The organism is Rhizobium sp. A22-96, assembly GCF_053521805.1.
This window is the reverse complement of sequence record NZ_JBNWDQ010000012.1, coordinates 1-26,306: the sequence shown is the minus strand read 5'-3', so window position 1 is coordinate 26,306 and position 26,306 is coordinate 1. Positions and strand designations below refer to the sequence as shown.

Below are 26,306 nucleotides of genomic sequence, written 5' to 3'. Positions count from 1 at the left end.
ATACCGCTTGCTTCCGATAAGTTCGGAGCGGGGGAGTAGCTCTGGGGAAGGGGATTGCTTCAAAATGGCTGTGAAATCGCGTGGACACAATCCACCGCGGAAACAGTTCGGCCCGTACAAGACCGACACCTGCTTCTCGTTCGAACGCATGCGATGGGTACGGCTGATTGAGCCGTTCCTCACATCGCTATCAAAGACGTCTATTCTGTCGAAATGACCTTTGGACAATGATTTCTCCCCCATTTCGATTTCCGCCCCTCACGCGAAAACCGAAACTGGAAAGACGATAAATGAAGCAAAAGGAATGTCAAACGAAAACTTAGTGCGTTTCAGTTTCGCTTCATAATTCCGATTTTGGCCTTGTTTTAAAACAAAATAGTGAAGGTGGGGACTGCCGCTGGTCGTCAAATCTTCGCGGCCGGTCGACGGACCGTGAGGATGGCTGCAGCAGGTTCGGTTAGACGGAAGGATCGGCCCTGATACCGGCATAGCGCAGGCCGATAAACGCCATCAGGCTTGCGACGGCAAAGGCGTTGATGCTCAAGAATGTTGCGAGCTGATCGTTGTTCCAGGGAAAAACCGGGTCTTTGACCATCCACCACGAGGTGGCGAAACAGACGAAGACGAAGCAGGCGAGCCCACGCTGCCACCATTTCTCGGCTGCGTAAAAAGATACCATCACCAATGCCATGCAAGGGGCGAGGAACAGTAAGGTCGCAGACGCTTTTCCGAAGATGACCGTTTCGAAGACGGTATCCAGCGTGCCGATAAGCGGCAGGGCTAGCCGAGCGAAAAACGGGGATCGTCCGGCCGCCAACGGGATCGCAAGAAAGAAGGGAATGGAGACAAGCGTTAGTGCAGATATCCCGACGCCCTGGCCGATCAGCCACCACACATAAAGCGGGTAGAAGGGCTTGTTGGCGATGATGACCCAGGCAATCGTCACCGTGGCCTGGGTCAGCGGATCGAGCGCCTGTCGGTTCATCCCGCAGGCTTCAGAAGATAATGGCCGACGCCCCAGACATCGCCATTGTCATGGCCGAACAGACCGGCGGTCGCCAGGAAGAAAAGCCGCCAGCGCCGTTGCCAGAGTGCACTGTCCTTGCCATAGACATCAGCGAAGATTGGCTGGATATGGCCGATCTCGCGATCGAAATTGGCAAGCCAGTCGAGCGCCGTGCGGCGGTAATGGATCCCGGACCACCGCCATTTTCGTTCGAGCGTAAACAGATCGCCGAACCTGCATGGCAGATCGTGGGCCGGCATGATGCCGCCGGTGAAGAAATGATGGGCAATCCAGTCGGCGGGATCGTCATGATCGAAGCGATAGGAACGGTGTCTGTGCGTGAAGACGTGCAGGAAAAGTCTGCCATCCGGTTTCAACCAGCCGCGAACCCGTTCCAGCAAGGTGCGCCAGTTCGACATGTGCTCGAACATCTCAACCGAGATCACACGATCATGGCGTTCGCCGGTGGCGAAATCATTCATGTCGGCGGTCACGACCGTGAGATTGGTCAGGCCACGCTTACCGGCAATATCGACGATATATTCGCGTTGCGAAGCCGAGTTCGATACGGAGGTGATGCGAGAACGCGGAAATTGCTGCGCGAGGTAAAGCGACAGGGAGCCCCAGCCGCAGCCGAGTTCGAGAATGCTCATGCCATCCTTGATATCCGCGTGCCTGACCGTTTCGGCAAGGGCTAAGATTTCCGCTTCCGCCAGCGTCGTATCGGCGCTCGGATAGAGGCAGGACGAATATTTTCGTTGCGGTCCGAGGACCAATGCGAAGAATTCGGCGGGCACTTCATAGTGTTGGCGATTTGCCTCCTCCGTATGAATCGCCACCGGAAAATTGCCCATCGTTTCGACGAAGGCCCGTTCCGCATCGTCCGGTATTGCCGCCAATCGCCGCTTTGTGCGTCCACAGAGGAAATCGATACCTGCAAGCGTTATGCCGTCAGTAAGCGGTGCGCGCTCGGCAGCGTTGATGGCAAAGGCCAGCATATTCATATTCGGTCTCCGTGATTGCGGGATTCTTGTTTGCGAGGTCCAGGAAAGAAGGCATTGGTGCGCCGTTGCAGCGCGCGGAATTGATCGCCGCGTGAGCGAAGCATGTGTTCTTCCAGCGGCGGGATTCCGGAGACATGCACCAGCAGCCAGTACATCAGCGCGGGTGCAAGCAGCGACATGAAGCTCGCGACCGAGCTTGAAACCGCGAACAGCGGCCAGGAACACCAGAAGAGCCACTCGAAGAAATAGTTGGGGTGGCGGGAATATCGCCACAGGCCTGTTTCGCAGATCGCGCTCTTTGCTTGCGGTGACTTACGGAACCGCGAGAGCTGTGCGTCCGAAATGGTCTCTCCGGCAAGGGCTGCGATGGCTACGAGGATTGCAACGAAGTCCAGCGCAGTGGGATAGGGTCTGCCGCTCACCGACGCGAGATAGACGGAAAGTACGAGAATGAAAGCCGCCAGCGCCTGAACCTGCAGGAAAAGGAACAGCCGCCCTGCGGCACTATCGCCCCAGCCCTCGATGATTTTCGCATAGCGGGGATCTTCGCCGTTGCCCTTGGTGCGCACTCCAATATGCCCGCCGAGGCGGAGTGCCCAGGCCGCAATGATGATCAGAACGGTCATGCGCCGCCCGAATGCGCCATGGGCGAAGAGGGCTGCAACAATACCGCCGAGGCCGACAGATAGGGACCAGATGGTATCGATCCAGCCGCTGAGGCCGGTCATGCGCTGCACGAGCCAGGCCGCGGCCATGGCCAGCGACAGGCCTATCGCTAAAGCAGCAAGAAGAAACCAATCCATCCATTCACTCGCATTCATGCGCATCATCGCGTTGCTAATGGATTTACGGTGATCGCACTCGACCGGTTTCGCGCCCGTGCAAAAAAATCTCGCGATGCGCGAAACCAGACTCCTTTCCCTTGCGTATCTGTCTTGTGAACCAGGAAACGGTCATTGGGAGAGCAGGGTTTTGATGGGTGATTACGATCGAAACGGAGGCGGACGGCGCCTGAAGATTGCTGTTATCGGCAGCGGCATTTCTGGGCTCTCGGCCGCCTGGCTGTTGTCGCAGCGGCACGACGTGACTGTCTTCGAGGCGGGTAATCGCATCGGTGGCCACAGCAATACGGTAGAGTTCGACGGTGTTGCCGGTCCGGTCGTCGTCGATACAGGCTTCATCGTCTATAACGAAGTCACCTATCCCAATCTGACGGCTCTTTTCCGCACGCTTGAGGTGCCCACGACGGCGTCCGACATGTCTTTTGCCGTCTCGCTCGACAATGGCGGCTATGAATATTCCGGCGGCACAGGCTTCGGTCTCCTGGCACAGAAGTCCAATCTCGTCAGCCCGCGCTTCTGGTCGATGATGCGCGATCTCGTGCGGTTTTATCGCAACGCGCCTCGTGACCTCGCGATGATGGGCGGTATTTCGCTCGATGATTACCTCTCCCGCAATGGCTACGGGCGTCCGTTCCGCGATGATCATCTCTATCCGATGGCAGCGGCCATCTGGTCGACGCCCGCCATGCAAGTCGGTGCCTATCCGGCAGCAAGCTTCGTGCGATTCTGCCGCAATCACGGGCTGCTGGAATTGTGGAACCGGCCGGTCTGGCGCACGGTCAAGGGTGGCAGCCGCGAATATGTGGCGCGCATGACTCGTCATTTCGCTGATCGCATCCTGTTATCGACGCCGGTGACGGCCGTGCGCCGCAACCCGGCGGGCGTCGAACTCGACGATGCCCTTGGCGGCCGGCATGTGTTCGATGACGTCGTCATCGCCACGCATGCCGATCAGGCTCTCCGCATGCTCGCGGATGCGAGCGCCGAGGAGAAGCGTATTCTCGGCGCGTTCCGCTATTCTCGCAACGAAGCCGTGCTGCATGGCGATATCAGCCTGATGCCGAAACGGCGAGCTGCCTGGTCAAGCTGGAACTATGTCGCCGATACGAATGGCGAACCGAGCCAGCCTGCAATCACCTACTGGATGAACAGGCTGCAGCCGCTGGGAGCCGCGGCGCCGACCTTCGTGACGCTCAATCCCCGCCGTGAGCCGCGGGAAGAAACGGTGATCTGCCGTGAAGTTTACGAACATCCCGTCTTCGATCTCGGCACGGACCGCGCCCAGAAAGAAATCTGGTCGCTCCAGGGTGTGCGAAACACCTGGTTCTGCGGCGCTCATTTCGGTTCCGGCTTTCACGAGGACGGCATCCAGGCGGGGCTAGCCGTTGCGGAAGATCTCGGCGGTCTGCGCCGGCCGTGGCAAGTAGCGCAGGAAAGCGCCCGCATTGTCCGCAAGCCACTTGTGAGGCCAATCGAGCTGCCAGTCGAAGTGGAGGCGACCGCATGAGGGTGGACCTTCACTCGGCATTGTTTCCCGGCCATGTCACACATGCGCGGCTGAAGCCGAAACAGCATAGGCTTTCCTATCGCATCTATTCGCTGCTGATCGATTTGGACGAACTCGATGAAATCGACCGGCGCCTGCGGCTGCTGTCGATCGACCGCTTCAATCTTTTCTCGTTCTATCGTAAGGATCGGGGCGATCGCTCCGGCTCCGACCTCAAGAGGCAGGTGGAGCAACGCATGCGCGAAGCCGGCATCGAGCCGGATGGCGGGGCGATCCGGCTGCTTACCATGCCGCGGTTGCTCGGCTGGGCCTTCAATCCGCTCAGCGTCTTCTTCTGCTATGCGAGGGATGAATCGCTGAAGGCAATCCTCTGGGAAGTCGACAACACATTCGGCGAACGCCATGGCTACATGATTCCCGTCGAAGCGGGTTCAGGGTCCGAAATTGTCCAGCACTGCGACAAGGCCTTCTATGTCTCACCCTTCATGGACATGGATCTGCGCTACAAATTCCGCGTGTCACCGCCGGACGAGCTGCTTTCGATCCGGATCGAGACGTTCGATCGCGACGGGATTGTGATGACCGCCCGGCATGTGGCACGCCGCACCGCGCTCACGGACAAAGCCCTTCTCAAGGCATTTTTCGCGATCCCCTTTTTGACGCTCCGGGTCGTTGGCGGCATCCATTGGGAAGCGCTGAAGATCTGGCTGAAGGGCATCCGCCTGCGCGTGCATCCAACTCCACCACAAGAGCCTGTTTCATTCGTCCGCCCACCATACGCAGACGGGAAGGCATCCCATCGAAAGGTCGATGTTCATGAGCCCGTTTGACGATTTTTCCCGCATGTCGCTCAATGCCTCCAAGGATACCGATGGGCTTGGTTTTGCTGGCCACCTTCTGCTGCGGCTGTTGCGGAATATTCGCCATGGGCGGCTCAGGATAGAGCTGCCGTCCGGTGCCCTGATCGAGAAAATTGGTAGTGAGCCAGGGCCAGAGGCAATGATCGTCATCCGCCGATGGCGCATGCTGCGCCGCGTTATCGTCGCAGGGGATATCGGTTTCGCTGAAGCCTATCTCGACGAGGATTGGACGACGCCGGATCTGACTGCCGTCATCCGGTTTGCTGCCAGAAACACGGAGGCGCTCGCGCCGACGGTTACCGGCAGCCCCCTCATGCGGTTCATCAATCGCGCGAAACATTTGTTGAATGCGAATACCAAGCATGGCAGCCGACGCAATATCGAAGCGCATTACGATCTCGGCAATGATTTCTACAAGGAATGGCTCGACCCTTCGATGCTCTACTCCTCCGGGATCTTTGACCGATCGGCTCAAACGCTTGAAGCGTCACAGCAGAACAAACTTGAGCGTATCCTGGAAAGGCTTGATCTCGATGGCAGCGAAAACGTGCTGGAGATCGGCTGTGGTTGGGGCGCACTTGCCATATTCCTGGCGGACCGGGCAAAAGCGAGGGTGACGGGTGTCACATTGTCACCCTCGCAGCTCGCCTGGGCGAAGGATGCGGTCGATAAGGCCGGACAGACTCATCAAGTCGATCTGCGTCTGCAGGACTATCGCGACCTTACAGGCCAGTTCGACCGGATCGTCTCGATCGAGATGTTCGAGGCTGTCGGAGAAGCCTATTGGCCGCACTATTTCGCGACGCTGAAACGCTGCCTCAAACCCGGCGGCCGCGTCGTGTTGCAGATCATCTCCATCGAAGAGAGCCGGTTCGACAGCTATCGCCGCGACACCGATTTCATCCAGAAATACATTTTTCCGGGCGGTTTCCTGCCGTCCGATTCCGCGCTTGAAGCTGCAGTCTCCAAGGCGGGCTTCGTGCTCAGGGACAAGCAACTCTTTGGCAAGTCCTATGCCCGGACACTCGCCGAATGGCGTGCCCGTTTTCATGCCCGCTGGCCGGCGATCGCCGCACTCGGTTTCGACGAGCGTTTCCGGCGGCTCTGGCACTACTACCTCTGCTATTGCGAAGCCGGATTCGAGGAAGGAAGCATAGATGTTGGGCTCTACACGATCGAGCATGCCTGAGGGCGGGAAGCATAAGGAAGCCTGCGCATGAGATCGACAATCCGAGCTTCGGCATTCCTCGTCATTGCCTTCGCGACAAGCGCGCATGCCGCTGCCATAGATGGACAATGGGCGCGCGGAGACGGCAACGCCAAGGTCAGGGTTGCGCCCTGCGGCAAGAACATCTGCGCCGTAAACACCTGGATAAAGCCGGGAACACCGACGGAGAAGGCCGGCGACAAGCTGGTCATGACGATAAAGCCGGGCGCGGATGGTGTTTATTCCGGCAGCGCCTTCGATCCGCAACGGGATTTGACTTACAGGATCACGGTGACGGTGAGCGGCGATCGGATGACGACGAGGGGCTGCGTCATCGCAGGCCTGATATGCAAGGGTGTCGACTGGACACGTATCCACTGACTGACTGATAGCCGCGAAGGAACCTCCGGTGAAAACCTATATCGTCGCCTACCTCTCCACATTGATCGTGTTCGTCGCGATCGATTTTATCTGGTTGAGCGTCATGGCGGACCGGCTCTATCGCCCCATGCTCGGAGACCTGTTGGCGCCGAATTTCCAACTGGCGCCGGCCATTGCCTTCTATCTGATTTATGCGGCCGCCTTGACCTTCCTGGCGGTGCGGCCCGGATTGACATTCGGCTCGCTCGGTACGGCCGTGCTCTATGGGGCGGTTTTCGGCTTCGCCGCCTATGCGACCTATGACCTGACCAATCAGTCGACCCTCAGGAACTGGTCGACGACCCTAACCATAGCCGATCTGCTATGGGGCACGTTTCTGTCGGCCGTTGCAGCAGGGAGCGGCCAATGGCTAACCGAGCGCCTGGTTGGGTCTGCAGGCGCATAAGGTGATTTGAGAGACAGGTCTCCGACTGGCCTGGTCTCCGGTGCAGGATGCGAAACGCAACCCTTCACACGACCACGATTCCCTTGTGCTTGGCTTTGTGTTCGGGCTCTACATGGATTGTTACAATTGCTCCGGAAATCGCTTCGCGCAGGGCGTCCTCAATCCGGTCGCAGATATCGTGAGATTGTCCGACAGTCATTGTCGCCGAGACGACAAGATGAAAGTCGATAAAGGTGGCCTTGCCGGCGTGGCGCGTCCGCAGGGCATGGGCTTCGATGGCGTCATCGGCGTTGAGGGAGATGATCTCCCGGATATGCGCCAGCTCTTCGGGCGGAGCTGCTTCGTCGAGCAGGCCGCTTGCGCTTTCCTTCAGGACGCCCCAGCCGCTCCAGAGAACATGGACTGCAACAAGTGCCGCGATGGCCGCGTCGAGTTGCGTGATCCCGGTCCAGACGACTAGGGCGACGCCGACCACGACACCGAGAGAGGTGATTACATCGGCCATCAGGTGCTTGCCATCAGCGACGAGGGATGCCGAGCGTTGAATACGCCCCTGCCTCATCAAAAGGTTGGCCCATACCACATTTATCACGGTCGCAAATGAGCTGACGGCAAGGCCGGTCCAAGCCGCATCGATCGGCTTGGGAGCAAGAAAGCCGTTATAGGCTTCATGCATGATGGCAACGGCAGCCGCGATGATCAGGGCGCCCACGAGCACCGCGGAAAGATATTCCGCCTTGTGGTGCCCGTAAGGATGCTCTTCGTCCGGCGGTTGGGACGCGATCTTCACCGAGACGATAACCGCCACTGCGGACACGACATTGATGATGCTTTCCAGCGCATCCGATAAGAGCGCGACACTCCCGGTTACCCAATAGGCCGCATACTTGATTGCCAGGACGAGGAGGCTGACGCCGAAACTTCCGAGGGCAATTTTCAGAGATCGTTCCATATCGGTCCCATTATCAGGAAAGGCCGCTGCAAGCCTATCGTCAAAACCATAGTCTGCTGTCGATCGCCGTCAGGCGAGCAGATGTTCATACAGGATGGAGCTGCCAAGCCCGATCAGCGCCGCGCCGGCTATACCCTCGGCAATCCTGCCGAAACGCTCGCCGATCAACCGTCCGACGAACATGCCACCCGACGACATCAGAAATGTTGCAGCGCCAATGGCGGCAGCGATGACGATGATGTTGACCTGGAGGAATGCAAGCGAGACGCCGACGGCCATCGCGTCGAGGCTGGTGCCGATGGCGGTTGCCATCAATACCGCAAAGGACATGGCCGGGCGCGTGTCGTCATCCGCCTTGTTTCGGATCGCTGTGTAGAGCATGTTTGCACCGACGGCAGCAAGCAATCCGAACGCGATCCAATGGTCGACAGCGCTGACATATCTTGCTGCCGCAACGCCGGCTGCCCAGCCGATGACAGGCGTGATCGCTTCCACGACACCAAAAACGATGCCGGTGCGAATGGTTTCCGAAAAGCGGGGCCGGCCCATGGCCGCACCTCGACCGACAGAAACGGCAAACGCGTCCATGGACATGCTGAACGCCAGTACGACAATTGCAAAGAATGACATCTCGAAAGCCTCGCGGACATGCAAACCGGGCGTCCTCCGCCTTGTCCGAGCCAGGCGGGCTTCGCCACGGTCTTGCCGAGCCGATCAATCGACTGAACGTGCCACGTGCAATGCGCACGAGTGTGTTGACACGCTCCCGCTGGGTCAGCGGTGGCTACTCCCCGATGCCCGCAGGACCTAGTTCATCGAGGGTTTCCTGTCAACCAAAAGTCGTGCCGACAGCATCGAAATTATCATTATTTTCCAAATATTTGCAGAGTGTTTTGCAGTTGCAAATGCATATGCAAATCAGTCGCAAAAACTCTCCCTTCAAATGCTCGAAAAGGCCGCGCTTTGCCTCATGCATCAGGGCCCTGTGCAATAAGCGATCGACGACGGAGTTTGCTGCAGGCGGGGCCATGTGGAGTCGCTTGCCATGGAAATTTGGGTGGACCCGCCTTTGGTCTCGCGGCGCCATTGCGGTGTGTGGAAGCCGTCCGGACAACCGGAAAGGGATTGGTGATGGCAGCCGGTTATCGCGACCGAATGCAAGGCCACCCTTCTCTGCCGGGCCGATCATTAAATTGGCTAGTGATCTGAGAGGCTTGATTGATGCGGTGCAAAAACGTGTTGCCAAACCGAAAATGGCGGGGAATTGTTTCGGCCATCAATCGCCTTGCCAAGGAGTTAAACGATGCGGATTTTGCAATGTGCTGCGGTCGCTCTTGGTCTCAGCCTCAGCTATGCTGCCCCCGGGGAGGCGCAGACCGTCGCCAACCTCGCGGTGCTCAAAGGGTTGGGCCCTTTGACGCTGCTGGGCAAAACGCAAAGCGGGAAGGCAGCCCTGTCTTCGAACTACGCCGTCACTGGCGGCATCCAGACGGGCGATATCCGTCAGTCGACCTTGCTCCCCTTTACAGAGCAGCAGCAGCAAGCGCTCAGGGACGCCTATATCACCGACGGCAATCTGGCGGAACTGGCTGACGGTCTCGGGACGACGCTTGGAAGCGCCTATGTCGCGCGGGCGCATTATCAGGATCGCGAGCATTTCACGAGCATATCGCAGGCTGTAGCCGACCTGATCGCCTATACCAATTCGACCACGGGCTCTGATTCCAATGCCGGGAAGTACTTCTTCGCCAACGGTACCACGGATGGCAAGACACCCGTTTCGGCGGAGGCAGCCGACATTCTGAAACAGATTGGCGGCACTACCGATATCTTCGGCTCGAATTACGGCCGGCCGGCCGGCACGTCAGGTGCAGACGCTTTTGGCGACTCGCGCCCGTTCCAGACCGAACCGCAGGTCCTCCCCATTGTCGGCCGCGATTACTTCGGCGTGCCAGCGAATAATACGGTCTACAATCGCGGGCCGGTGATGAACCTGATCGACAGCCCGTCCTTCCCGAGCGGGCACACGACCTACGGCTTCATGGGGTCTATTCTGCTGGCGGTGCTCGTCCCCGAGCGCTATCCGCAAATGATCACGCGCGCGTCGGAATATGGCAACGACCGCATTCTGATGGGCGCGCATTATGCGATGGACGTCCTCGGTGGCCGCACCCTTGCGACCTACGATCTCGCGCACCTGCTCGCCAACGATCCCGCCTATGTCGGGCAGACCCTCAAGGGCGCGCCTGTGATCAAGGACTATCAGGCAGCCGTAACCGCCGCGCGAGCCGATCTGACTGAAACTTTGAAGACCATCTGCGGTGCGGACATCAAAACATGCGCCCAGGACGACATCGGCCGGCTCAGCAACCCGGCCATGAACCAGGCAGCCTATGATGCCACGCAGACCTACGGTCTGCCTGTCGTCTACCCGAAAAACTTCGGCGTGAAGGAAGACGTCAATACGCTGGCTCCGGAAGCTGGCCATCTCCTGACTGCGGCGTTTCCGTCGTTGACGCTCGAGGAAGCCAATCGGATTCTGACCGAGACCGAAGGCCCTGGCGGCGGTTTTCTGGATGATGGTTCTTCGTTCGGTGTCTATTCGCGCCTTAATCTCTATGCGGCATCGATGAGCGCAATCGACCTGTCGGAACGCAAGGCGGCTCAGAGCAAATAGAGGGCAAAAGCCAACATCCGCTGTGGTTACCGCGGCGGTTCGCTCGACATCATCTGCTCAGGCCGCCCGGCCATATCAGCGCCGCATCGCGTGGACGCGGATGAAGCCGGGCGGTCCATTGATCGGGTCTACCCCGGAATATTGGACAGCCGCTCGGATATGGACGTCACCGATCCGTACCACGGCTATGGACAGCACGATGCCGCAAAGCATTGCGATGAAGCAGATTGCCGGCAGCAGACGAAACAGCATCATTGATTCCATTGCTTTCCAAGCCTCGGCTTTTTGGGAGCCCGAACGGGGCGGTTCGCATGCCCGGTAAGGCGGGTCTCTTTCGAGATGATTGATCGAATTCAAAGCAGACGACTGTAGAGGTCGCGTGGAGAAATCGTCAGCGATCGATGGTCGGGAGTTAGACTTGCCCACGAACGTCCCCGCGCGAGATCAATCCCGGTCTCTTTCAAGAGCCGATAAATCCTCCGAGCGCACGCCTTACGGATGTTCGTGCTCCGGGGATGTGTCGCGAAGCGAGATGAAGATGGCGACGGAAAGCAGTGCGATCATGATGCCGGCCAGCATCAAAACCGATCCATGCGCCGTGCCGAAGGCTGCCTGTGCCGCAGCCGCGATCTCCACGCCTCGGGCGCCGCCTACCGCACGTGCGACGGTCATCGCTTCGCCGATGGAATTCCAGGCCCCGTCCTTGGCCATGGATGGATCCGAAAACGACGATCTGTAGATCGAATTGACCAGGACGCCGAACAGGGTCACACCCAGGCCGCCGCCGAGCTCATAACCGCTGCTCTCCAGCGCGCCTGCTGCCCCGGCCTTTTCCTTCGGCGCGCCGCCCATGATCGCGATGGACGATGCCAGAAGGCCAATTCCGAGCGCAAGGCCGAGAATGGCCAGGAGACCGGCGACGATATAGGTGTCCTGCGCCAAGTCGCAGAACGCGATCGCCAGCAGAGAGAATGCCGCCGATGCCATCGACAGCGAGGCGACGATGCGCAAACCGAAACGAGTGGCGAGCCTACTTCCCAAGGGGCCGCCGACGGCAGCGGCGATCACCAGCGGCAGCATGAAGATGCCCGCCTCGAGCGGTGTCTTGCCAAGGACGAACTGAAGCTCCTGCGCCAGAACGAGTTCGAAGCCGGCAAGCGAGGCGCTTGCAACGAAGGCCATCAGCAGGCCGATGCCGATCACCGGCTTGGATAATAGCGAAAGATCCAGCATCGGGTTGTCGGACGCCATCTGTATGCTGGCGAACCATGTGAGGAAGCCCAGGCCCGCGAGAAGCGGGATGAGGCAGAAGATGCTCGGCATCATTTTGAACCCGGACTTCACGCCGTAGACGGTCAGGATAAGTCCTGCGATGAGCAGCACCGCCTGCCCGGGTCTCCAGACGGCCTCGCTATTGCCCGGTGTGGCGGGAACGAGAAGCCAGACCAAGGGGATGACGATCATCATGATGGGAACGTTGATGAGGAAGACCGAGCCCCACCAGAAATGCTCCAGAAGCAGGCCTCCGACGAGAGGGCCGATCGCTGCACCCGCCATGCCGACTACGCTCCAGACGCCGAGCGCATTTGCGCGCTGAGCGTCGTCTTCGAATGTCTGCCGGATGACGGCAAGAATGCACGGCATGATCATCGAGGAGCCGATGCCGAGTACCGCTCGTGCGGCAATCAGCATGGCTGCGGTGGTCGAGAATGCCGCGCCGATGGATGCGACGCCAAAGACTGCAAGCCCGACCAGGAGCATGCGCCGATAACCGATTCTGTCGGCAAGCGTGCCCATCGGGACAAGCATGCCCGCCATGACAAGCGGATAGACGTCGATGATCCACAACACCTCGGTTCCCGATGCGCCCAGGGCAAGGGTGAGGGTGGGAATGGCGACGTGGAGAACCGTCATGTCGACGACGACAGGCGTGAACGCCAGGATGACGGATGAAAGCACTAGCCACGGATTGGAGCGCATTGGACACCTGTAGGAAGGTTTGACGGACAGGCTGACGACATCACTGCGCGGCCTCTGAGACGGACTGGGCGGCTTCGCTTGCGCCGGGGTCGGCGACCGGCCGTTTCGTCCTCATCAGCTTCAGTACGAAGACAAAGAAGGCGGGGACGAAGAAGATCGCGAGGATCGTTCCCGAGATCATTCCTCCGAGGACGCCGGTTCCGATGGCGTTCTGGCTTGCCGCGCTGGGCCCGGTGGCGATCGCCAGCGGCACCACGCCCAGCGTGAAGGCAAGCGAGGTCATGATGATCGGCCGGAATCGGACTCGTGCTGCCTCGACGGCCGATTCCAGCAGCGACTTGCCCTGGGCATAGTAATCCCTGGCAAACTCGATGATCAGAATGGCGTTCTTCGCCGACAGGCCTATGATCGCAATCAGGCCGACCTTGAAATAGATGTCGTTCGGTAGCCCGCGCAAGGACATGGCAAGGACGCAGCCGCCAATGCCGAGAGGCACCACCAGCATGACGGACAAGGGGATCGACCAGCTTTCGTAAAGACCTGCCAGCAGCAGGAAGACGAAGAGGATGGAAAGGCCGAACAGGATCGGAGCCTGCGATCCGGAAGCGATCTCCTCGAGCGACTGGCCGGACCATTCGAAACCGAATCCTTCCGGAAGCGCTGCCGCCAGGCGCTCCATCTCCTTGATGGCCGCACCCGACGACTGACCATGTGCGGCTTCGCCGGTAATGCGCATGGCGGGATAGCCGTTATAGGCGACGATCTGCGGAGGGCCTTTCTGCCAGCGGGCAATAGCGAAGGAGGACAGCGGCACCATGCCGCCGCTTGAATTGCGGACGTTGAGCTTCATCAGGTCTTCGGACTGCATGCGGCTGCGTCCCTCGGCCTGGACGATCACGCGCTGCATACGGCCCGCATTCGGATAGTCGTTGATATAGGACGATCCGAGATTGGCACTGATCGCGTTGTTGATATCGGCAAACGAGACGCCAAAGGCATTGGCCTTGTCGCGGTCGATGACCAGCACGACCTGTGCCGCCTCGGCCATCCCCTCGGTTCGGACATTGGTCACCACACTGCTGGCAGCGGCGCTGCTCATCAGTTGGTCGCTCGCAGCCTTGAGCGCCTGCTGGCCCTTTCCGGCTCTGTCCTGAAGCCGGAATGAGAAACCATTGGTCGTCCCGAAGCCATCGATAGCAGGCGGCGAGAGCGCAAAGGATGTCGCATCCTTGATCGCGAACAGCTTCTTGTTGACGCGGTCGGCGATCTCCTGGGCGCTATTGTTGTCACCGCGTGCGCTCCAGTCCTTGAGCGTCACGAAAGCGATGGCGGCATTAGGGCCGCTGCCGGAAAAGCTGTATCCCTGGATCGTGAAGATGTTTTCGACCGCCGGCTCCTGCCTGAAGATCGTCTCGACCTGCTTCAGCGAAGCGACCGTCCGGTTGGCGCTGGCTTCGGCCGGCCCCTGCACGTCGGCAATCAGCGTGCCCTGGTCCTCATCCGGAACGAATGCCGTCGGAAGGTTGACGAACAGGTAGCCGACGCCGACGAACAGCGCGAGGTAGATCACCATCATCCGCAGCGAGCGTTTTGCAGCACCCGCAATGGATGCCGAATAGGCTGATGTCAGTTGCTCGAACTTGCGATTGAACCAGCCGCCGGGGCCTTTCTTCTCGTGATGGTTTGCCGAGACGGGCCTGAGGAAAGTGGCGCAAAGTGCCGGTGTCAGCGACAGGGCCAGGAAGGCCGAGAAGATGATCGAGACCACCATTGTCAGGCTGAACTGCCGATAGATAACGCCGGTGGCGCCGGGGAAGAAGGCCATGGGCACGAAGACGCAGGACAGGACGAGGGTAATGCCGAGGATCGCGCCGGTGATCTGCCCCATCGCCTTTTGGGTGGCTGCCTTTGGTGGCAGCCCTTCTTCCACCATGATGCGCTCAACGTTCTCGACCACGACGATGGCGTCGTCGACGAGAATGCCGATCGCGAGCACCATGGCAAACATGGTCAGCACGTTGATGGAGAAGCCGGTGGCGTACATCACCGCGCATGTTCCGAGCAGCGCGACCGGCACGACCAGGGTCGGTATGACCGTGTAGCGGAAATTCTGCAGGAAGACGAACATGACGATGAAGACAAGCACCATCGCCTCGATTAGGGTGTGAACGACCTTTTCGATGGAGGCAGTGACGAACGGGCTCGTGTCGTAGGGAATGGAATACTTCACGCCCTGGGGGAAGAACCGGGCCAGTTCGTCCATCTTTGCCTTGACGGCGTTCGACACCGCCACGGCGTTGCCCGTCGTCGATAGCTGGATCGCAAGGCCGGCGCTCGGCTGCCCGTTCAGGCGCGTCGCAAACGAATAGGCTTCGGCTCCGTTTTCGATGCGGGCGATATCGCGAAGCCTCACGGTCGAGCCGTCGGCATTGGCCCTCAGGATCACGTCGCCGAAGGCTTCGGGGCTGGAAAGCTGACCTTGAACGATGACGCTGGCCGTGATGTCCTGGGAAACGGGATTGGGCGAAGCACCGATCTGCCCGGCCGCGACCTGAGCGTTCTGGGCCGTGATGGCAGCGTTGACATCCTCTGTCGTGAGCTTGAACCCGACCATCTTGTTGGGATCGATCCAGATGCGCAGCGCCCGCTGGGAGGCGAAGAGCTGCGCCCGGCCGACGCCCGGCAAGCGCCGAAGCTCACCCAGGATGTTGCGGTTGATGTAGTCGCCAAGCGCGATCTCATCCATCTTGCCGTCGGTCGACGTCAGAGCGGCGATCAAGAGGAAGCCCGAGCCCGCCTCGTCGACATCGATGCCCTGTGTCCTGACGGTCGCCGGGAGGCGGGCCTCGACCCGGCGGATGGCGTTCTGCACATCAACGGTCGCCTTGGCGATATCGGTGCCCGTCGCAAAGGTGGCGCTGATGCTGACCGATCCCGAGTTGTCGGATGTGGACTCGAAATATTTCAGGCCGGCGACGCCATTCAGCTCCTCCTCGATCTGTCGTGTGACGCCCTGATAGATCTCCTGCGGCGAGGCGCCAGGGTATGAAGTCGAGATCGAAATCTGCGGCGGCGCGACGTTCGGATATTGGGCGACCGGCAGGAACGGGATCGCGATGATGCCAGCGATCATGATGAATAGGGCGAAAACCCATGCGAGGACGGGGCGCCTGATGAAGAACTGTGCCATTGGATACCTAGTTTGCCGCCTGCTCGGGGCCTTGTTCCTTTTGTGTGGCGACCCATGGTTCGGCCACGACCTTGCTGCCCGGCTGGATCTTGTGGACACCGTCCACAACGACCGTCTCGCCATTTCTCAGCCCGGAGTCGACGCTCCATTCGGCATCGAGCGCCTGGCCGAGTACGACGTCGCGGGCTTCGGCTTTGCCGTCTGCGCCGATGACAAAGACCTGCGGCTTGCCTTCCGCCGTCCGGGTGACGGCACGTTGCGGGATGGTGATCCCGTCCTTGCGGATCGCCTGCTCGATACGCACGCGGACATACATGCCGGGCAGCAGGTCGCCGCCGGTATTCGGAAATTCCGCCCTCAACGTGACTTGGCCCGTATTGGGATCAACCCCGGCATTGGAGAAGAGAAGCTTGCCGGGTAGCGGATAAACGTCGCCGCCGTCGAAGACCAGTTCGACCCGTGCCTGGCTCCGGCCGGAGCTCTCCAGTTTGCCCTGGGAAACGGCTCTTTTCAGCGCAAGGAGATCCTGTGCCGACTGGGTAAAATCGGCGTAGACCGGATCGATCTGCTGGATCAGGGCCAGATTGGAGGATCCGTCAGCTGTGACCAGCGACCCCTCGGTCACCAGCGCCGCCCCAATGACCCCGGTGATCGGAGCGCGTACCTCGGTATAGTCGAGATTGATCCTTGCTTCTTCGAGCGTTGCTTCCGCCAGCGCCACATCGGCATCGGCCTGGGCCAGATTGACGCTCGCCGTATCGAAATCGACGCCTGTCGCGATGTTTTGCTTGCGAAGCGCGCGCTGCCGTTCCAGTTGCTGCCGTGCATTTGCCTGCGTTGCCTTTGCGCGCTGCAGGGAAGCCTCGGCGCTTTGAACCCTCACTCGAAAGAGGCGGGGATCGATGCGATAGAGGACGTCGCCCTGCTTCACCAGGCTGCCCTGCTCGAAGACCCGTTCCTGCAGGATTCCCGAGACGCGCGCCCGGACTTCGGACACGCGCGTGGCGGCGATGCGGCCCGGAAGCTCGTTTGCGACGGGAATTGGATGGGCGACAAGCTTGATGACACCGACCGCTGGCGCCGGCACTTCCGCGCTTTCCTGTGCATGGGCAATTCCGGCCGTCGAGGCGAGAAGAAGCCAGGCGAGGAGATAGGCCCTCGGGCGCGTCGGTCTAGGGGTAGTCCGCATGGATGCATGTCCTGGTTACCCGCCGTCAAGGCGAGATCAAAAGAAGGGAAATGCATGGGCTCGGCCGGAGCTTGCCGGGATACAGCCCATGCTTGTTGCCGCATACGATATGACCTGCAGATTGTTGCGCTTCTGTTTGCTATATGTGGAGGTTGTGTGGAGGCGGACGATTGAATATTGACTGCCGGGCCGGCTCAGCCTTTCCTGATGGAAAGGGGGTGCGAATGGAAAATGCGCTTATTTTGATCATCGAAGACGAGCCGGAGATCTCCGATATTCTGGAGCGCTATTTCGCGCGCGAAGGCTTCCGGATTCTGACGGCCTCCGACGGCGAGATCGGTCTTGCTCATCATCAGCGTTTGAGGCCGGATCTCGTGGTCCTCGACGTCAAATTGCCGAAAGTCGATGGTTACGCCGTCCTCGCGACGATCCGTCAGCGCGGAGATACGCCTGTCATCATGGTGACGGCCCTTGCCGAAGACTTCGATAAGCTTCACGGCCTGCGCTCGGGCGCGGACGACTATGTCGTCAAGCCTTTCAACCCCGCCGAGGTCGTCGCACGGGCACGCGCCATCCTCAGACGTGCCACGGGAAGCGGCCTGACGAATAAGGTTTTGCGCGTCGGCAGGCTTTCCGTCGATCCGATGGCTCACGTCGCCTATGTCGACCTTCAGGACGGCCGCGCGGCGCTTCCCTTGACCCTTACCGAATTCCGCATTCTCGAATATATGGCGGGCTCCCCGAACCGGGCTTTCGAGCGCGGCGAGATCGTCGATGCCTGTCTTCCCGAAGGAGACGCATTGGACCGCACGGTCGACAGCCATATCAGCAAGCTGCGCAAAAAGCTGGAGGCGGCCGGCGTCGGCAATCTTCTGAACGGTGTCAGAGGGATAGGCTACCGCCTTGGCGAGTTTGGTTAGGAACAGTCTCAACCGGCAGATCGTCTGGTCGACCACCATCGTTGCGTTCGTGTCGCTTTCGGTGATGTTCTTCGGCTTCCTGATCTATGGCTGGGTTTGGGATTGGCTGTTTCCCGACCCCAGTGCGTCGGAAGATTGGGCGCCGACCGACTTCGTGGTGCTGGCCATCAATGTCGCGATCGGTCAGGCCGTCGGCGCCTATGTCGGCTGGCGGCTTGCCCGGCGGCTGGTCAAACCGCTCGTCGCGGTGACGCAGGCGGCCCGCACGATCGCCGAAGGTGACTTTACCGGCCGTGCGACCGGGCAGGGAACCTTCGGTGAAGCGGACCGCCTGATCGAGGATTTCAACCAGATGGCGGAGAAGCTGCAGAAGGCCGAAAAGGAGCTGCAGTACTCGAATTCGGCCATCGCCCACGAATTGCGGACACCTCTCACCATCCTGCGCGGTCGCATGCAGGGTCTTGCGGATGGCGTCTATGAGCCAAGCCAGGACGTCTTCCGTGGATTGATCGGACACATCGACGCGCTGACGCGGATTGTCGATGACCTGAAGACGCTGTCGCTGATGAATGCCGGGCGGATGGAGCTCGATTGCACGCGGTTCGATCTGGCCGCCGAGGTCGCCGACGTCATAAGCTCGGCGGCACCAACTCTTGCCGATTGCCGGATCGAGGTCGAAACCAGTCTCGAGCGCGTCATCCTGAGCGCAGACCGGGCTCGCATCCGACAGGCGGTCCTGGCCCTCATCGACAATGTTGGTCGCTATGCTCCCGGATCGAAGCTAGAAGCAGTGGTGAAAGTGGCGGGCGACGCGTGTCTGATATCGATTTCCGACAATGGGCCGGGAATGACGGGCGTGGAGCGTGAATATGCGTTCGAGCGCTTCTGGCGGGCCGACGATGCGCGCACGCGAAAGACCGGCGGATCGGGTCTCGGACTTTCCGTCGTCGAAGCCATCGCCGAAGCGCATGGCGGGCGCGCCGCGATCGAGCGGCGAACCGGAGGTGGCACGAAAGTCACCGTCACGATCCCACGCGCTTGATACCGGATCGCGCTTCGTCGCTGCGTGTGTGAGCCAGTGCCGGCGCGCGCATGAGATCGGCATCCCCCATCGGCCTCCCGATGCAGGCCGAATAGTCACAAATCTTTGATATCGAGCCGAGCGCTGTTTGGAACCGGTCCCTGTGGAATTGGTTATATTACCAATGGACTCAAGGGAGGACCGTCATGCCAAGTTCACTATCATACGCCGCCAGCGCAATCCTGCTGTTCGGTGTTACCGTCGCGTCTGCCTATCCCGCTTCAGCGATTTCGCGCATCAGTTCGACCACGCAAACCTGTGCGGCGCTGCGCCAGACGATCAACCGCGAGGGAGCTGTTATCGTGACGCATCCTGGAACGCGGCAATCCGGCACGCTCTATGACCGTTATGTGCGCGACAGTGACTATTGCGACTCCGGCGATGTCGCGACTGACGATTGGGTGCCGGCGAAAGATGGAAGTTGCCGTCTCTCCAATTGCCAGACCTATGAGCCGCCTTTTGATAATTGAGGTGTGATGGCTTCCGCCAACGGTAAGAAATGCCGGAATCCGCACCTGCAAGGGCGCCGGGAAGGGTGTCCAATGAGGCTCGAAGATTCTTCTTGCAATATAGTCTGTGCACAGATAATCTGTGTATAGATTAAATCGCTCATCGAGCAGGAAGAACGGAGCCAAGGCAATGTGGACCAATGAATACACCGCCATTTCCCCCCTCCCGGCAAGAGCTATCTGGAACGCACTCAAGGCAGTGCACGAAGGCCGTCTCACCTATGAAGGCGCCGACACCTTCGTGCTGCACGGGCCATTTGCCAAGGGCACGCGGGTGTCGGTCACTCCCATGGGGCAGGACACGTTCGAAGCCACCATTGTCGACCTTGTGGAGAATGTGACCTATGCCGACGAGACGTCCTTCGGCGATACGACATTGCTGTTCCGGCATACGTTGACGCCGGTTGAAGGTGGCACGCAAGTGACCCACCGCCTCGAGATCTCCGGCCCCTCGACCGGCGAAGTAGGACCGGAACTCGGACCTCAGATCAGCGGCGACTTCGACGTCACGATGGCCAGGCTGTTCGAAAAGGCGAAGGAGTTTGAGCATCTTGGTTGATGGAGAGCATTTGAAGACGCGTTTTAAAGAGGGACCATCCCACAGCCCTGGACTGTTGCTGTGGCGAACGACCATGCGCTGGCAGCGCGCCATGACGGCGGCGCTGGCCCCGCTTGACCTGACACATGTTCAGTTCGTGCTGTTGGCCTCGGCGATGTGGCTCGGTCGTTGTGGCGAGCCCCCCAATCAGGTGCAACTTGCCGCTCAGGCGGGCACTGACGTGAAGATGACTTCGGATGTGATTGCCCGGCTTGAGGCCAAAGGGCTGGTTGCACGAGAGGCCGATCCCAAGGACTCCCGCGCCAAGGTCATTCGCATCACCGAGGCTGGAGCGGCATCGGCACAGCGTGCCATTGTCGCCGTCGAGAGTGCGGATGCGGCTTTCTTTGAGCCGGTGGACGACGCGAAACTTGTCGCTATGCTGCAACAGCTTGCGGGCGACATTCGCTAACGACCGGGATTGCCGTCGCAAGAGGAGATCGAATTGCCCGGAGACGACCATCGCTATGTGGAAATGACAACGCGTCTCAGATCGTTGCGGTCGTTCTGCGACTTCCTGGCGAATGGCGGAGTGGTTCGGATCGCACAGGCGGACGGGTCGCCATTCGAGGACGTGACTGCAATCCAGCTGCAGCGAAGCAGCCAGGAAGCCGAAGCCCTTGCTCGGATGCGAAGAAAGCTTTTTCCCGAGCTTGCCGACGAAGATGTCTCGCCCAGCCTTTACAGCAGCAACCCAGAATGATCGCAGGAGATTGTATGAAGGCCGTGCTGTAGCCGGCTATCTCTTCGTGAGCACTGCCCGACATGGCAAGCGGACCAAAAATCAGAGGCGTCGTCCCTCGGCCGCGGCGCCGCCGAACTTCAGTCCGTCGACAAGCAGGCTCAGCATTCGATCGAGATACGCCTCGCCGGCCGGCTCCGACACGGCCATGGACAGGTAGGCGATCGTGCGCAGCAGGTCGCCCGGCTCGACATCCCCTCGAACGTCTCCGTGCGCAGCTGCGGCCTTCAACAGGGATGCAAGCGCAGGCTCGAAATTGGAGCGGAAATATGCAGGCAGAGCGTCGTAGGCGGGATCACCGGAATGCAGGGCTGCGACAAGCCCCTTCTTGGCGGCCAGGAACCCTGTAAATCGCTTCAACCAGCGTGCCAGCGCCTCGCCGGGTGGATGCGCCGCCGCAAGGACGGCGGCCTGCTCGGTACAGGCGTCAACTTCCCGGCGGAAGACGGCCAGGATCAAGTCGGACCGTTTCGGGAAACGACGGTAGAGCGTTGCAATGCCCACGCCCGCCCTCGACGCGATCTCGCGCACCGGAGCATCGACCCCCGAAGTCACGAACACCTCCTTTGCCGCCTGCAGAAGGATGTCCTCGTTCTGCCTGGCGTCCGCCCGCAGGCGACGCTTGGTGCCGCCACTCTTTTCCCTGTCGTCCCGCGAGTCCATCGAAAGACACATGCCCCTTGATAAGTGGATCATTGTTCCGTATATGCCTATATATGGATCGTTGATCCGCTTAATTCATTACCTAGTTCCGTGCATTCCAACAAGTTGCTTCATCATAAAGGATGCTTTTCATGCAGGAAAAGATGCTCGCTCTGGTTACCGGAGCAAATCAGGGCCTCGGTCGGCAGATCGCCAGCGAGCTTGTCGCTAACGGTTATGTTGTTCTCCTCGGCTCGCGTGATTTCGAAAAGGGCAGTGAAGCAGCCGAAAGCATCGGCGCCGACGCTCATGCTATCCAACTCGACGTGACGGATGCCGCCAGCATTGCCGCCGCCGTCGACCGCATCCGGTCCGAATTCGGTCATCTCGACCTTCTCGTCAACAATGCCGCCATTTCCAACGCCGGAAGACCGGGCCGGTCGCTTGAGGAGAATATGGCGGCGAGTCGGGCCAGCGTCGCATCGATCGACGAAATGCGGACCGTCTGGGAGACGAACGTCTTTGCGGTTCTGGCCCTTACTCAGGCAATGCTGCCGCTCCTTCGCGCGGCACCGTCCGCTCGCATCCTCAACGTCTCGAGCGGCGTAGGGTCGCTGACGCTGAATGCGGATCCGAGCTTCCAGTACCGGGCCGGCTTCGGTGTCATCTATGCAGCCTCGAAGACCGCTCTCAATGCCGTCACGCTGTCGCTTGCCATCGATCTCGAACCCGAGGGAATCAAGGTCTATGCGGCAAGCCCGGGCTTCACGGCCACGGCGCTGAACAACTTCCAGGGCACGGATACGGTGGAAGTCGGGGCACGCAACCTTGTCCGCGCCGCGCTCGACACTGAGAGCCCGACCGGGACCTTTACCGGCCCGAGCGGCATTCTTCCATGGTGACCGAAAGGCCACCAGGAATGCACTCCCACACGATGCTGTGATCCCTCGCGAATGTCCGCAAGAAAGGGCAGGTGCCCGATTTTATCGGGCCGCCCTCTCGGTCGGATCATAGGCCTGACAATCCGATTCAGCCTGACTGTTCTTCTTCCGCCAGAATCCGGACGAAGTCGGTCATGATCCGCTGGCGGGTCTCCTCCCGTCTCGCAGTCTGGATGCGATGGTAGATCGAAAAGAGGCGGCCGCGGCCGAGCTTGTCGAAGACGCTCTTCGCCGCGGCGTTCTCAGCCAGCATCGACAAGAATGCTTCGGGAAATTGCATGGTTGCTCCACTGGCATAGGCGGCATCCCAGCGGCCGTCGGACTTGGCGGCAAGGACGGCCTGAAGTCCAGGGTCACGCATCTTTCCTTCGATGATGAGTTTCTCGGCATGCGCACAATTGATCTTCGACCAGCCTGACTTCGCCTGGCGCGGTGTGAACCGTTGAAGCCACGATGCCTCGTCATGGCTCTTCTTGATTCCATCGATCCATCCCCATGCCAGTGCGGTGACGACGGCTTCCGACCAGGACATCGATACGGTCCCGGAGCCCTTCTTGAAAAGCCTGACCCAGACCTCGGATGATTGCGAGTGGTTGCTGACCAGCCAGGCATCGAAGGCGGCGGCATTCGGAAACGCCTGAACTTTGCTGAAATCGACATCCATGACGGTGCTCGAAACCCTGATAATTGGTGATCCGATCTTGTAGCAGCGACCTACTGACAGTTTCTGTCAGCTATGCAGGCGTTCATGTCGCAAAACCTGGTGTTTCGGATAAAAGCGCCTGGGTTTTGCGTGGGCATTGATACCGAGAGAAGATGCTGGAGCGGCTTCTTTGCGCGATACGCAGCTAAGCAAGTTCAACCGGACAGCTGCCTGCCGAAGTTAGCCCAGGGCCGATGGCGTGGCGCCTCTGCTCAGCGCTTGATGAACGGCAGCGAAATGCAACATTCACAGCCGGTTCAGCGCGCCAATGTCATTAAGTCACCAGAAAGAGCTTACTTCCTCACCCAGGCTCTGACGGAGTAGACGATGAAAAAGATCATTCTCTCGACACTTGCCACTGTGGTTGCGACCGGCAGCATCCTGACGTCCTATGGGACGGCTAATGCCCGTGACTATCGTGAGCACCGCCACGGCGACAGAGGGGCTGCCATCGTTGGCGGGTTGGCCGCAGGTATCATCGGCGGGCTGGTCGCCGGCGCTCTCATCAAGGACAGGGATCGTCCGCAGTATGATGATGATGCAGACTATCGCTACAGCAGGGCCCCGCGCTACGAAGGCAATGTCGGTTATCGCGATTACGGCAGCTCGCGCTACCGTTACAGCAACGGTCCGCGTTACGAGGACGACTCCGACTATCGCGCTTTTGACGGCTCGGACTATCGTTATGATGGTGGATGGCGTTGATATCGACGATTTCGTCGGCCGGGGTGCTATAAGGGCAAGCTGATTAGAGGTGGATCAAGCCTCAGCTGAGCTTCTCAGGAATGAAGCCGCCGGTCTGGCGTCGCCACAGATGGGCAAACAAGCCATCTTGACCAACCAGTTCGTCCGGCCTGCCTTCCTCCACGACCTGGCCCTTATCAAGCACGATTATTCGATCCATCTTGGCAATGGTGGACAGGCGATGCGCGATGGCAATCACCGTCTTTCCCTCCATAATCACGTTGAGTTTCTCCTGAATAGCGGCTTCCGACTCACTGTCGAGAGCTGAGGTTGCCTCATCGAGCACAAGGATCGGCGCGTTCTTCAGAAGCGCGCGGGCAATCGCCACGCGCTGCCGCTGGCCACCTGAGAGCTTGATGCCGCGGTCCCCAACGAAGGCATCGTAACCCTTGCGGCCGTCGCTATCCGAAAGGTCCGCAATGAATGCATCGGCCTTTGCCATGATCGCCGCTTGTTCGATCTCATCCTGAGTCGCTTCTGGCCGGCCGTAACGGATGTTGTCGCCGACCGAGCGGTGCAGCAACGCGACATCCTGGGCGATGACACCGATGGCGCGGCGAAGGCTTGCCTGCGTGACCACCCGAATATCCTGGCCGTCGATGAGGATCGAACCATCTCCAATGTCGTAGAAGCGCAGGAGCAGGTTTACGAGCGTCGTCTTGCCGGCTCCGGAAAGGCCGACGAGCCCGACCTTCTCACCCGGCAGAACCGTCAGCGACAACCCGGCGATAACGGGTTTGCCGGTCTTGTAACCGAAGTGGACGTCTTCGAAGCGGATCTCACCGCTCTCGACCTTGAGATCAGCAGCGTCCGGTCGGTCCGTAATGGTGGGTGGCGTTGTCATCACAGGCATTGCGTCCTTGATCGTGCCAACCGCCTGGAACATCTGTTGGCCCATCTGCAGGAACGTGAAGATCTGTGCCGATAGCCGGTTCAGGATATAGATGGCACCGACGAACTCGCCGATGGAGAGGAACCCGTTGATGAGCCCCGAAAAGCCTATCGCGAGCATCGCCAGCCACAACGCCGTATTCAGGACCACGACGGTCAGTTCCGATGTCCGATAGATGCGTTGTTCGCTTTGCTGCGTCTGGACGGATTTTTGGATGATGCGGCGGATGGCACCGGCCTCGCTGTCTTCAGCCGCAAACTGCTTGATCATCTGCATATTGGTGTAGAGATCTGTGATGGCGCCGGCGACGAGGCTGCGCTGCTTGGCCGTGCGGCGGGAGAGCTCGACAAAGCTGGGAACCACCTTGAACGTGAACGCCACATTGAGCGCGATCCAGATAACGACAGGCAAGGCAAGTTGCCAGGACAGCGCGCTCAGAAGGACAACTGAGCCAACCAACTGAAAGAGGAAACGGGGGATGGACTGGAACGACGCAATGATCTGTTGCTGGACGGCGGAGGCAACCTGCTGCAACCGCGAAGCGACCTGCCCGGCATAGAGGTCGTGGAAGAAGGCCAGATCCTGCCGCTCTACCGCCTTATGGCCCTGCCACTGGATAGCGGCCGGCATGCCAATGCCGAGCGTATGTGATGTGAGCGTATTCAGCAGAAATGAGGCGATTGGCATGGCCGGAAAGATCAACAAGCCGAGAAAGGCGAGTAGAGGCCACTCATTGCGCAGGAAGGCGGAAGCGCCTTGTTGCGTGACGCCATCGACAATGACCGAAAGGCCCCAGACGATGGTCAGGTTGATGGCCTCCATCGTCACGGAAGAAAGTGCGAGCCCAATCAACACGCCGCGAAACATGGATATGAAATGCAGAAGGACAGCGACCGGTCCCTTCGATGGCAGCGGCCGGTAGGGGATATCGAGCGGCCGGATCAGTTTTTCGAAGGGACGGTATATGGCGTCTGAAATCGACATGGCTCGCTGGTGTTCTAAATGGAAAGGAGGCGAGGGACTCATTTACACGGGCTCAGATAGGAACATCTTCCGGCTGCAATCACAATTGATACACCCTGGGCTATGTCAGAAATGCGGCGGTAGGCATGCCAAGCGCTCAAGCGCCGGATTTGGGAGTATCCGGGGGAGGGCGACCGAGGTGGGGGCGGGGCGGTCTTAATAAAAGGGAGCAGAGCAGCGAGAGAGATGGCCCTGTAAGGTTCTCATAATGTTGGACCTTCAATCGGATGCAACTTTTCATGAAGGAGTTGTGAAAATGCATTCGATCGCA

The 26,306-nt window shown here is 59.7% G+C and carries 26 protein-coding genes and 1 riboswitch; of the genes, 14 read left to right on the top strand and 12 right to left on the bottom strand.

Annotation, left to right across the window (positions count from 1 at the left end; all coding sequences use genetic code 11):
• Positions 1-457: 457 nt before the first annotated feature.
• Genes ACQZ6F_RS33050 through ACQZ6F_RS33040 form a run of 3 tightly spaced genes read right to left on the bottom strand, consistent with a single transcriptional unit; the run spans position 458 to position 2,813 of the window.
• Positions 458-985 (bottom strand): hypothetical protein, encoded by a 528-nt coding sequence (locus ACQZ6F_RS33050; protein WP_077470991.1) that lies wholly within the window; start codon positions 983-985, stop codon positions 458-460.
• On the bottom strand, positions 982-2,010 hold the full coding sequence (locus ACQZ6F_RS33045) for an SAM-dependent methyltransferase (protein ID WP_449096271.1): 1,029 nt from the start codon (positions 2,008-2,010) through the stop codon (positions 982-984). Before ACQZ6F_RS33045 ends, ACQZ6F_RS33050 begins: the two co-directional genes overlap by 4 nt.
• A complete protein-coding gene (locus ACQZ6F_RS33040; RefSeq protein ID WP_449096272.1) occupies positions 2,007-2,813 on the bottom strand; it encodes a DUF1295 domain-containing protein in 807 nt (268 codons plus the stop codon). Before ACQZ6F_RS33040 ends, ACQZ6F_RS33045 begins: the two co-directional genes overlap by 4 nt.
• 172 nt (positions 2,814-2,985) lie before the next feature.
• Here ACQZ6F_RS33040 and ACQZ6F_RS33035 point away from each other — a divergent pair, with 172 nt between their 5' ends.
• The 5 genes from ACQZ6F_RS33035 to ACQZ6F_RS33015 are packed head-to-tail and all read left to right on the top strand — an operon-like array spanning position 2,986 to position 7,252.
• A complete protein-coding gene (locus tag ACQZ6F_RS33035; protein ID WP_449096273.1) occupies positions 2,986-4,359 on the top strand; it encodes an NAD(P)/FAD-dependent oxidoreductase in 1,374 nt (457 codons plus the stop codon).
• Positions 4,356-5,189, top strand: coding sequence for a DUF1365 domain-containing protein (locus tag ACQZ6F_RS33030; RefSeq protein WP_449096274.1), 834 nt, complete (start codon positions 4,356-4,358; stop codon positions 5,187-5,189). Before ACQZ6F_RS33035 ends, ACQZ6F_RS33030 begins: the two co-directional genes overlap by 4 nt.
• Positions 5,176-6,408, top strand: a complete 1,233-nt coding sequence (locus ACQZ6F_RS33025; RefSeq protein ID WP_449096275.1) for a class I SAM-dependent methyltransferase — start codon at positions 5,176-5,178, stop codon at positions 6,406-6,408. The genes ACQZ6F_RS33030 and ACQZ6F_RS33025 overlap by 14 nt, the downstream gene beginning before the upstream one ends.
• 27 nt (positions 6,409-6,435) lie before the next feature.
• Complete coding sequence (locus ACQZ6F_RS33020) at positions 6,436-6,807, top strand: DUF2147 domain-containing protein (protein WP_449096276.1); 372 nt, start codon at positions 6,436-6,438, stop codon at positions 6,805-6,807.
• A 28-nt stretch (positions 6,808-6,835) separates the two neighbouring features.
• Positions 6,836-7,252: a DUF2177 family protein gene (locus ACQZ6F_RS33015; protein ID WP_077470986.1), complete on the top strand. Its 417-nt coding sequence runs from the start codon at positions 6,836-6,838 to the stop codon at positions 7,250-7,252.
• A gap of 64 nt (positions 7,253-7,316) precedes the next feature.
• Here ACQZ6F_RS33015 and ACQZ6F_RS33010 read toward each other — a convergent pair whose 3' ends face one another.
• Entirely contained in the window at positions 7,317-8,204 is an 888-nt protein-coding gene (locus tag ACQZ6F_RS33010; RefSeq protein WP_077470985.1) for a cation diffusion facilitator family transporter, read from the bottom strand.
• A gap of 69 nt (positions 8,205-8,273) precedes the next feature.
• Positions 8,274-8,834: a manganese efflux pump MntP gene (locus ACQZ6F_RS33005; protein ID WP_449096277.1), complete on the bottom strand. Its 561-nt coding sequence runs from the start codon at positions 8,832-8,834 to the stop codon at positions 8,274-8,276.
• Between the two features lies 1 nt (position 8,835).
• Positions 8,836-9,009, bottom strand: a riboswitch (yybP-ykoY riboswitch).
• A 498-nt stretch (positions 9,010-9,507) separates the two neighbouring features.
• On the opposite strand from ACQZ6F_RS33005, the gene ACQZ6F_RS33000 reads away from it, so the two are divergent.
• Positions 9,508-10,881 (top strand): phosphatase PAP2 family protein, encoded by a 1,374-nt coding sequence (locus ACQZ6F_RS33000; RefSeq protein WP_449096278.1) that lies wholly within the window; start codon positions 9,508-9,510, stop codon positions 10,879-10,881.
• Positions 10,882-10,956: 75 nt separating this feature from the next.
• Here ACQZ6F_RS33000 and ACQZ6F_RS32995 read toward each other — a convergent pair whose 3' ends face one another.
• The 4 genes from ACQZ6F_RS32995 to ACQZ6F_RS32980 all read right to left on the bottom strand — a co-directional run bounded on the left by ACQZ6F_RS32995 (position 10,957) and on the right by ACQZ6F_RS32980 (position 17,240).
• The gene (locus ACQZ6F_RS32995) at positions 10,957-11,136 is read right to left on the bottom strand and encodes a hypothetical protein (RefSeq protein WP_136686931.1); all 180 of its coding nucleotides are present in this window, start codon (positions 11,134-11,136) and stop codon (positions 10,957-10,959) included.
• Positions 11,137-11,373: 237 nt separating this feature from the next.
• Positions 11,374-12,861: an MFS transporter gene (locus ACQZ6F_RS32990; RefSeq protein ID WP_449096279.1), complete on the bottom strand. Its 1,488-nt coding sequence runs from the start codon at positions 12,859-12,861 to the stop codon at positions 11,374-11,376.
• A gap of 40 nt (positions 12,862-12,901) precedes the next feature.
• Positions 12,902-16,051: a multidrug efflux RND transporter permease subunit gene (locus ACQZ6F_RS32985; protein WP_449096280.1), complete on the bottom strand. Its 3,150-nt coding sequence runs from the start codon at positions 16,049-16,051 to the stop codon at positions 12,902-12,904.
• A 7-nt stretch (positions 16,052-16,058) separates the two neighbouring features.
• A complete protein-coding gene (locus ACQZ6F_RS32980; RefSeq protein ID WP_449096281.1) occupies positions 16,059-17,240 on the bottom strand; it encodes an efflux RND transporter periplasmic adaptor subunit in 1,182 nt (393 codons plus the stop codon).
• 224 nt (positions 17,241-17,464) lie between these two features.
• Here ACQZ6F_RS32980 and ACQZ6F_RS32975 point away from each other — a divergent pair, with 224 nt between their 5' ends.
• The 6 genes from ACQZ6F_RS32975 to ACQZ6F_RS32950 all read left to right on the top strand — a co-directional run bounded on the left by ACQZ6F_RS32975 (position 17,465) and on the right by ACQZ6F_RS32950 (position 21,051).
• A complete protein-coding gene (locus ACQZ6F_RS32975) occupies positions 17,465-18,160 on the top strand; it encodes a response regulator (RefSeq protein WP_136686933.1) in 696 nt (231 codons plus the stop codon).
• Entirely contained in the window at positions 18,144-19,202 is a 1,059-nt protein-coding gene (locus tag ACQZ6F_RS32970) for a sensor histidine kinase (protein WP_068394696.1), read from the top strand. Before ACQZ6F_RS32975 ends, ACQZ6F_RS32970 begins: the two co-directional genes overlap by 17 nt.
• A gap of 185 nt (positions 19,203-19,387) precedes the next feature.
• Positions 19,388-19,711 (top strand): hypothetical protein, encoded by a 324-nt coding sequence (locus ACQZ6F_RS32965; protein ID WP_077470978.1) that lies wholly within the window; start codon positions 19,388-19,390, stop codon positions 19,709-19,711.
• 169 nt (positions 19,712-19,880) lie between these two features.
• The gene (locus tag ACQZ6F_RS32960; protein WP_449096282.1) at positions 19,881-20,309 is read left to right on the top strand and encodes a polyketide cyclase; all 429 of its coding nucleotides are present in this window, start codon (positions 19,881-19,883) and stop codon (positions 20,307-20,309) included.
• Between the two features lie 10 nt (positions 20,310-20,319).
• Complete coding sequence (locus ACQZ6F_RS32955; RefSeq protein ID WP_449096283.1) at positions 20,320-20,760, top strand: MarR family winged helix-turn-helix transcriptional regulator; 441 nt, start codon at positions 20,320-20,322, stop codon at positions 20,758-20,760.
• 33 nt (positions 20,761-20,793) lie between these two features.
• Positions 20,794-21,051 (top strand): hypothetical protein, encoded by a 258-nt coding sequence (locus tag ACQZ6F_RS32950; RefSeq protein WP_449096284.1) that lies wholly within the window; start codon positions 20,794-20,796, stop codon positions 21,049-21,051.
• An 81-nt stretch (positions 21,052-21,132) separates the two neighbouring features.
• Here the strand turns inward: ACQZ6F_RS32950 and ACQZ6F_RS32945 are convergent, their stop codons facing one another.
• Entirely contained in the window at positions 21,133-21,753 is a 621-nt protein-coding gene (locus tag ACQZ6F_RS32945; RefSeq protein WP_449096285.1) for a TetR/AcrR family transcriptional regulator, read from the bottom strand.
• A 131-nt stretch (positions 21,754-21,884) separates the two neighbouring features.
• On the opposite strand from ACQZ6F_RS32945, the gene ACQZ6F_RS32940 reads away from it, so the two are divergent.
• Positions 21,885-22,634, top strand: a complete 750-nt coding sequence (locus tag ACQZ6F_RS32940; protein ID WP_449096286.1) for an SDR family NAD(P)-dependent oxidoreductase — start codon at positions 21,885-21,887, stop codon at positions 22,632-22,634.
• Between the two features lie 127 nt (positions 22,635-22,761).
• Here the strand turns inward: ACQZ6F_RS32940 and ACQZ6F_RS32935 are convergent, their stop codons facing one another.
• A complete protein-coding gene (locus ACQZ6F_RS32935) occupies positions 22,762-23,337 on the bottom strand; it encodes a YdeI/OmpD-associated family protein (RefSeq protein ID WP_449096287.1) in 576 nt (191 codons plus the stop codon).
• 366 nt (positions 23,338-23,703) lie between these two features.
• Here ACQZ6F_RS32935 and ACQZ6F_RS32930 point away from each other — a divergent pair, with 366 nt between their 5' ends.
• Positions 23,704-24,081: a hypothetical protein gene (locus tag ACQZ6F_RS32930; RefSeq protein ID WP_449096288.1), complete on the top strand. Its 378-nt coding sequence runs from the start codon at positions 23,704-23,706 to the stop codon at positions 24,079-24,081.
• A 61-nt stretch (positions 24,082-24,142) separates the two neighbouring features.
• Here the strand turns inward: ACQZ6F_RS32930 and ACQZ6F_RS32925 are convergent, their stop codons facing one another.
• Positions 24,143-25,996, bottom strand: coding sequence for an ABC transporter ATP-binding protein (locus ACQZ6F_RS32925; RefSeq protein ID WP_449096289.1), 1,854 nt, complete (start codon positions 25,994-25,996; stop codon positions 24,143-24,145).
• Between the last annotated feature and the right edge of the window lie 310 nt (positions 25,997-26,306).

Coding starts and splice junctions, on each gene's coding strand:
- ACQZ6F_RS33050 (WP_077470991.1), bottom strand. CDS start 985: ATGAACCGACAGGCGCTCGATCCGCTGACCCAGGCCACGGTGACGATT.
- ACQZ6F_RS33045 (WP_449096271.1), bottom strand. CDS start 2,010: ATGAATATGCTGGCCTTTGCCATCAACGCTGCCGAGCGCGCACCGCTT.
- ACQZ6F_RS33040 (WP_449096272.1), bottom strand. CDS start 2,813: ATGGATTGGTTTCTTCTTGCTGCTTTAGCGATAGGCCTGTCGCTGGCC.
- ACQZ6F_RS33035 (WP_449096273.1), top strand. CDS start 2,986: ATGGGTGATTACGATCGAAACGGAGGCGGACGGCGCCTGAAGATTGCT.
- ACQZ6F_RS33030 (WP_449096274.1), top strand. CDS start 4,356: ATGAGGGTGGACCTTCACTCGGCATTGTTTCCCGGCCATGTCACACAT.
- ACQZ6F_RS33025 (WP_449096275.1), top strand. CDS start 5,176: ATGAGCCCGTTTGACGATTTTTCCCGCATGTCGCTCAATGCCTCCAAG.
- ACQZ6F_RS33020 (WP_449096276.1), top strand. CDS start 6,436: ATGAGATCGACAATCCGAGCTTCGGCATTCCTCGTCATTGCCTTCGCG.
- ACQZ6F_RS33010 (WP_077470985.1), bottom strand. CDS start 8,204: ATGGAACGATCTCTGAAAATTGCCCTCGGAAGTTTCGGCGTCAGCCTC.
- ACQZ6F_RS33005 (WP_449096277.1), bottom strand. CDS start 8,834: ATGTCATTCTTTGCAATTGTCGTACTGGCGTTCAGCATGTCCATGGAC.
- ACQZ6F_RS33000 (WP_449096278.1), top strand. CDS start 9,508: ATGCGGATTTTGCAATGTGCTGCGGTCGCTCTTGGTCTCAGCCTCAGC.
- ACQZ6F_RS32995 (WP_136686931.1), bottom strand. CDS start 11,136: ATGATGCTGTTTCGTCTGCTGCCGGCAATCTGCTTCATCGCAATGCTT.
- ACQZ6F_RS32990 (WP_449096279.1), bottom strand. CDS start 12,861: ATGCGCTCCAATCCGTGGCTAGTGCTTTCATCCGTCATCCTGGCGTTC.
- ACQZ6F_RS32985 (WP_449096280.1), bottom strand. CDS start 16,051: ATGGCACAGTTCTTCATCAGGCGCCCCGTCCTCGCATGGGTTTTCGCC.
- ACQZ6F_RS32980 (WP_449096281.1), bottom strand. CDS start 17,240: ATGCGGACTACCCCTAGACCGACGCGCCCGAGGGCCTATCTCCTCGCC.
- ACQZ6F_RS32975 (WP_136686933.1), top strand. CDS start 17,465: ATGGAAAATGCGCTTATTTTGATCATCGAAGACGAGCCGGAGATCTCC.
- ACQZ6F_RS32965 (WP_077470978.1), top strand. CDS start 19,388: ATGCCAAGTTCACTATCATACGCCGCCAGCGCAATCCTGCTGTTCGGT.
- ACQZ6F_RS32960 (WP_449096282.1), top strand. CDS start 19,881: ATGTGGACCAATGAATACACCGCCATTTCCCCCCTCCCGGCAAGAGCT.
- ACQZ6F_RS32945 (WP_449096285.1), bottom strand. CDS start 21,753: ATGGACTCGCGGGACGACAGGGAAAAGAGTGGCGGCACCAAGCGTCGC.
- ACQZ6F_RS32940 (WP_449096286.1), top strand. CDS start 21,885: ATGCAGGAAAAGATGCTCGCTCTGGTTACCGGAGCAAATCAGGGCCTC.
- ACQZ6F_RS32935 (WP_449096287.1), bottom strand. CDS start 23,337: ATGGATGTCGATTTCAGCAAAGTTCAGGCGTTTCCGAATGCCGCCGCC.
- ACQZ6F_RS32930 (WP_449096288.1), top strand. CDS start 23,704: ATGAAAAAGATCATTCTCTCGACACTTGCCACTGTGGTTGCGACCGGC.
- ACQZ6F_RS32925 (WP_449096289.1), bottom strand. CDS start 25,996: ATGTCGATTTCAGACGCCATATACCGTCCCTTCGAAAAACTGATCCGG.